General features: G+C 55.4%; 1 protein-coding gene. It reads left to right on the plus strand.

The features are described from left to right. Nucleotides 1-381: sugar-binding domain-containing protein (locus HBA93_RS19165; protein ID WP_286202069.1), on the plus strand; the 381-nt coding region annotated here is incomplete at both ends.

The following is a 381-nucleotide window of genomic DNA, read 5'->3' on the forward strand; positions in this document are numbered from 1 at the left end:
AAGGCTTTCCGCTTACTGGCAGCAACCCGCGAAGAAGGCATTGTGCAAATCTCGCTCAATTCCCATGCGGAACCGCTGATTAAATTACAGCGGGCATTGGAGAAACACCTCGGATTGTTTGAGGCGATTGTTGTGCCATCCTCTGACCAGTCGGAAGCCAGTCTGTCTGCGGTCATCGGCCATGCCACAGGGCGCTATCTCTCCGATCGTCTGCAAGACGGACTGACGATCGGTGTTGGCTGGGGTGCAACCCTGCAAGCCTGCATGAGCAATCTGAAGTGGCGCGAAATCAGCGATCTTTCAGTTATCTCTCTGCTGGGCGGTCTGACCCATTCTATGGCCTATAACCCGTCCGCGGTCGCATGGCGACTGGCGGAATTT

It is taken from the genome of Ochrobactrum sp. SFR4, from assembly GCF_019730395.1.
Taxonomy (GTDB): domain Bacteria; phylum Pseudomonadota; class Alphaproteobacteria; order Rhizobiales; family Rhizobiaceae; genus Pseudochrobactrum.